General features: G+C 37.3%; 6 protein-coding genes. 1 reads left to right on the top strand and 5 read right to left on the bottom strand.

Features of this window, described 5'->3' with window-relative positions:
• Positions 1–360, top strand: a 360-nt coding sequence (locus tag BTHERMOSOX_RS09545; RefSeq protein ID WP_138120902.1) for a c-type cytochrome, incomplete at its 5' end; no start/stop codon positions are given.
• A gap of 40 nt (positions 361–400) precedes the next feature.
• Here the strand turns inward: BTHERMOSOX_RS09545 and BTHERMOSOX_RS09550 are convergent.
• The 5 genes from BTHERMOSOX_RS09550 to argB all read right to left on the bottom strand — a co-directional run bounded on the left by BTHERMOSOX_RS09550 (position 401) and on the right by argB (position 4,040).
• Positions 401–892 carry an asparaginase domain-containing protein gene (locus BTHERMOSOX_RS09550; RefSeq protein WP_138120904.1) on the bottom strand — a complete coding sequence of 164 codons (492 nt, stop codon included), beginning with the start codon at positions 890–892 and terminating at the stop codon, positions 401–403.
• Positions 889–1,470, bottom strand: coding sequence for an FMN-binding negative transcriptional regulator (locus BTHERMOSOX_RS09555; RefSeq protein ID WP_171004725.1), 582 nt, complete (start codon positions 1,468–1,470; stop codon positions 889–891). Before BTHERMOSOX_RS09555 ends, BTHERMOSOX_RS09550 begins: the two co-directional genes overlap by 4 nt.
• A gap of 48 nt (positions 1,471–1,518) precedes the next feature.
• The gene (locus BTHERMOSOX_RS09560; RefSeq protein WP_283204855.1) at positions 1,519–2,157 is read right to left on the bottom strand and encodes a YggS family pyridoxal phosphate-dependent enzyme; all 639 of its coding nucleotides are present in this window, start codon (positions 2,155–2,157) and stop codon (positions 1,519–1,521) included.
• 166 nt (positions 2,158–2,323) lie between these two features.
• Positions 2,324–3,181: a dihydroorotate dehydrogenase electron transfer subunit gene (locus BTHERMOSOX_RS09565; RefSeq protein WP_138120910.1), complete on the bottom strand. Its 858-nt coding sequence runs from the start codon at positions 3,179–3,181 to the stop codon at positions 2,324–2,326.
• Positions 3,174–4,040 carry an acetylglutamate kinase gene (gene argB / locus BTHERMOSOX_RS09570; RefSeq protein WP_138120912.1) on the bottom strand — a complete coding sequence of 289 codons (867 nt, stop codon included), beginning with the start codon at positions 4,038–4,040 and terminating at the stop codon, positions 3,174–3,176. The genes BTHERMOSOX_RS09565 and argB overlap by 8 nt, the downstream gene beginning before the upstream one ends.
• Positions 4,041–4,048: the final 8 nt, after the last annotated feature.

Consider the following 4,048-nt stretch of genomic DNA (forward strand, 5'->3'; position numbering starts at 1 on the left):
TTAGTTCACGTTGGATATGATGACAACTTAACCCTAGCTGAGCGCATTGCACCATTAGGTCAAGTGTACTTAGAAGGCGATATTGATGTTAACGTGATTAAGGCACCGGTCAAAACCTCTGCTAAAGCGCGTAGTGGTGAAGAAATCTACACAACAGTTTGTGCAAGTTGTCATGCCTCTGGCATTTTAAGTGCACCAAAATTTGGCAACAAAGCTGACTGGGCACCAAGAGTTAAGCGTGGTATTGCAGACTTGGTTAAGGTAGCAATCACGGGTGTTGGCGCCATGCCACCTAAAGGCACTTGTATGAATTGTTCAGATGACGAGCTAACAGCAGCTATCGAACATATGATTAAATAAAACGTTTCTATAATTTTATCCATCTAACTTAAATATCAATTTAGATGAGTATTTTTGTAAAGACCCCTAGGCTTTTATCTTTTTTGACTTTGTCAAAATCAAACACTTTGCCATTCATGGCAATATAGACGCCTGGATCTTTTAGCTGGACTGCACTCAGTGCTACGCCTAAGTTAAACAAAGCGTCAGATTGATTAATTGAATATGGAATCATTGAGCCAAACAAAACCACAGTTTTATCTTTAAGCATTTTGGCAAGGTGGTTCGCCGTCTCCACCATGGTATCAGTGCCATGAGTAATAAGAATATGTTGCTCGTCACAAGACTGACATTTATCCAAAATAAAATCGCGATCTGAATCACTCATTTCTAATGAATCTTTTAAAAATAATACCTCTGACAAGGTATCTGCCATTGAACGTCCACAATTAAGCATATCAACCATATGTGTTTCAGTAAACGATAGCTTACCCGTTAACTTTTTATAGGTTTTGTCAATCGTACCGCCAGTGATTAAAACTTTAATTTTCATATATATTTTTTTATTGCTCTAGATAACTGCTTAGAGCCATTTTTTTTAAGAGTTTTAATTACTTGTTCTCTATCTTCTTTTGAGCGATTTTGACTAAGTTTATATTGACCTTGAATTTCTTTAATATCAATCTCAATACCAATAATTGCACTCAACATTTCATCTACATATTCACCTAACCACGGATCAGGTTTTTTAGACTCATACTTTGAGCTTAATTCATCCACCATATTTTTAAGTATCTCATGATCGTTAATGACTGTTGCCTTGCCATATACATGAACCGCTTGATAATCCCAAGTAGGTACGCCATTTCCTACATACCAAGTAGGGGAAATATAATCATGAGGCCCTAAAAAAGTGATTAGAACTTCTTGATCATGGATACTTTTCCACTGAGTGTTTATCTTGGCCAAATGACAAATAAGTTTTTTATTTTCACTATCAAGTAAAAATGGAATGTGTGTCGAACAAGGGCGATCATCAACGATAGAAATAAGCTGACCAAATGAATATTGATTTATAAATGAAAATAATTCACCTTGATCTGAAACTTTAAAAGAACTTGGTATATGCATGACTAACATTGTACCAGAAAAATATTGGAAATTTCATGAATGACCGTTTTAAGCTCTTTTTCCAAAGATATCAGAGCCAATTCGCACAAAAGTAGCACCATTTTTAATGGCTAATTCAAGATCTGAGCTCATTCCCATCGATAAAGTGTCTAAATTTGAGTATTTTTGCATAATTTTAGCCATTTTATTGAAACTCTGCTCGTTATTCTCTGGATTGGGAATACACATAAAGCCTCGTAATGAAATATTTTGGAAATTTTCAAAATGGGTGATTAAATCCTCAATTTCATCAACAGAAACACCTGATTTAGTTATTTCGTTGTCTATATTCACTTGCAACAAAACATTGAGCTTTCCCAGCTCACTTGGGCGTTGATCATTCAGGCGTTTGGCAATTTTGAGTCGATCAATACTGTGAGCCCAACTAAAATTCTCAGTAATTTGTTTAGTCTTGTTAGATTGAATTGGGCCAATAAAGTGCCAGATTAAATTCTGGTTTTTTAATGCTTTAATTTTATCCAGTGCTTCTTGTAGATAATTTTCGCCAAAATGATGCTGCCCTGCATTAATAGCTTGCTGAAGATCAGAGGCGGGTTTAGTTTTGCTAACAGCAATTAAAGTTACTTGATTTTTAGCATCAACTGCATTAATACGTTCTTGAACTTTTTTTAAATTTTCAGCAATCATAAGCATTGGTTTTAGCGAGTATTTTTTTATTATCCTCCTAGAGGACTGCTGTATATCGCTAGTGCAAGGTGGATTTAAAAGTACGTAGAAAGTTTACGCAACTGAATATTTTTTAAATCCAACGCAGTTGCGCCCCCCTTGAGGGGTGGAATGAAAAAAGGCGAGACTAAAAAACGGTTGTTGCATCAAATACAGGGCCATCTACACATACTCGTTTCATTGCTGGCCCATTATTTGTTTGTACTTCAACCACACAACCTGCACAACCACCAACTGCACATGCCATGTTTTCTTCTAAAGAAACTTGGCAAGGTAAATTGTAGTCTTTGGCCAATTTTGCAACCGCTTCTAACATTGGGTGTGGACCACAAGAATAAATCTCAACTTGAGCCAACTCATCTGTAGACAAACTATCTAAATACACTTTGGCAAGATCAGTTACATAGCCTTTAAAAACACCTTCATAATCTTGCAAACTGGCCAATCGACAAGCCACACCCCAATCTTCCAATTCGGGCATAGTGTGACTAGCTTCAGGACACGGGTTACCCATTTTGCTTAATTCTGGTGTAAATGGGAATGGCACTTCCGAGCCCAAAATAACAAACGGATCATAATCTGTATCTTTGATTGATTGTGCAATCGCAATCATTGGCGGCATACCAACACCACCACCAATCAATAAAGGCAGCTTCTTATCAGTCATTTTAAAGCCGTTGCCGATTGGCCCAATGATGCTAATCATTTCGCCTATTTTACGTTTAGCTAATTGCTTGGTACCTTCGCCCACCACTTTGTATAATAAATCAAACGTGTTGTTTTCTTTATCTACTGACATGATTGAAATTGGACGTCTCATTGGTAGAATATCTGACACGCTAATATGCACAAACTGGCCAGGCTTGGTTTCTTGGGCGATGACCTTTGAAGCGAGCGTCAAAATATATTGATCACCCTCAAATTTGTAATGTGCCAGTACTTGGCAATCTACAACTTTAATTGTATTACGATTTTCTTTATTCATTACAGGTGATTAATGTACCAACGCCATTGTCCGTAAAAACTTCCAATAACACTGCATGAGGAACACGACCATCAATAATATGAGTCGACTTAACGCCATTTTTAACCGCAGATAAAGCGCAGCCAATTTTTGGCAGCATGCCGCCATGAATGGTACCATCAGCAATTAAATCATTTACTTTTTTAGCATCCAAACCTGTTAATAAATTGTCATTTGAATCTAACAAACCAGAAGTGTTGGTTAATAAAATTAGTTTTTCAGCATTAAGCGCTTCAGCAATAGCACCCGCAACTAAATCAGCATTAATATTGTAAGAGAAGCCATCTTTGCCAACGCCAATCGGAGCGATTACTGGAATAAAATCACCTTTAAGCAATAGATCAATCACCGAAGTATCAATGACATCCACCTCGCCCACATGACCAAGGTCAATAATTTCAGAGGTAAGATGGTCCACGTGCTTAAGTTTTTTAGCTGAAATTAAACTACCATCTTTTCCAGTTAAGCCAATTGAATGACCACCATGCTGATGAATTAAATTAACAATTTCTTTATTGACCAAGCCACCTAATACCATCTCAACCACATCCATAGTCTCGTTATCAGTCACGCGCATGCCACCAACAAACTCACTTTGCTTGCCAATTTTCTCTAGAGTTTTACCGATTTGTGGACCACCGCCATGCACCACAATCGGGTTCATGCCAACAGATTTCATCAATACGATATCGCGTGCAAAGCTTGATTTAAGCTTTTCGTCGGTCATGGCATTACCGCCATATTTAATGACAATGGTTTTGCCTTGAAATTTTTGAATATATGGCAAGCTTTCAGTTAGAACGCTGGCAATATTGTTTATACCGTCTG

The sequence above is a fragment of the Bathymodiolus heckerae thiotrophic gill symbiont genome (genome assembly GCF_900128515.1).
Classification (GTDB): domain Bacteria; phylum Pseudomonadota; class Gammaproteobacteria; order PS1; family Pseudothioglobaceae; genus Thioglobus_A.

Excerpts from the sequence above, each read along its gene's own strand:
- BTHERMOSOX_RS09550 (WP_138120904.1), bottom strand. The coding sequence starts at position 892 with ATGAAAATTAAAGTTTTAATCACTGGCGGTACGATTGACAAAACCTAT.
- BTHERMOSOX_RS09555 (WP_171004725.1), bottom strand. The coding sequence starts at position 1,470 with ATGCATATACCAAGTTCTTTTAAAGTTTCAGATCAAGGTGAATTATTT.
- BTHERMOSOX_RS09560 (WP_283204855.1), bottom strand. The coding sequence starts at position 2,157 with ATGATTGCTGAAAATTTAAAAAAAGTTCAAGAACGTATTAATGCAGTT.
- BTHERMOSOX_RS09565 (WP_138120910.1), bottom strand. The coding sequence starts at position 3,181 with ATGAATAAAGAAAATCGTAATACAATTAAAGTTGTAGATTGCCAAGTA.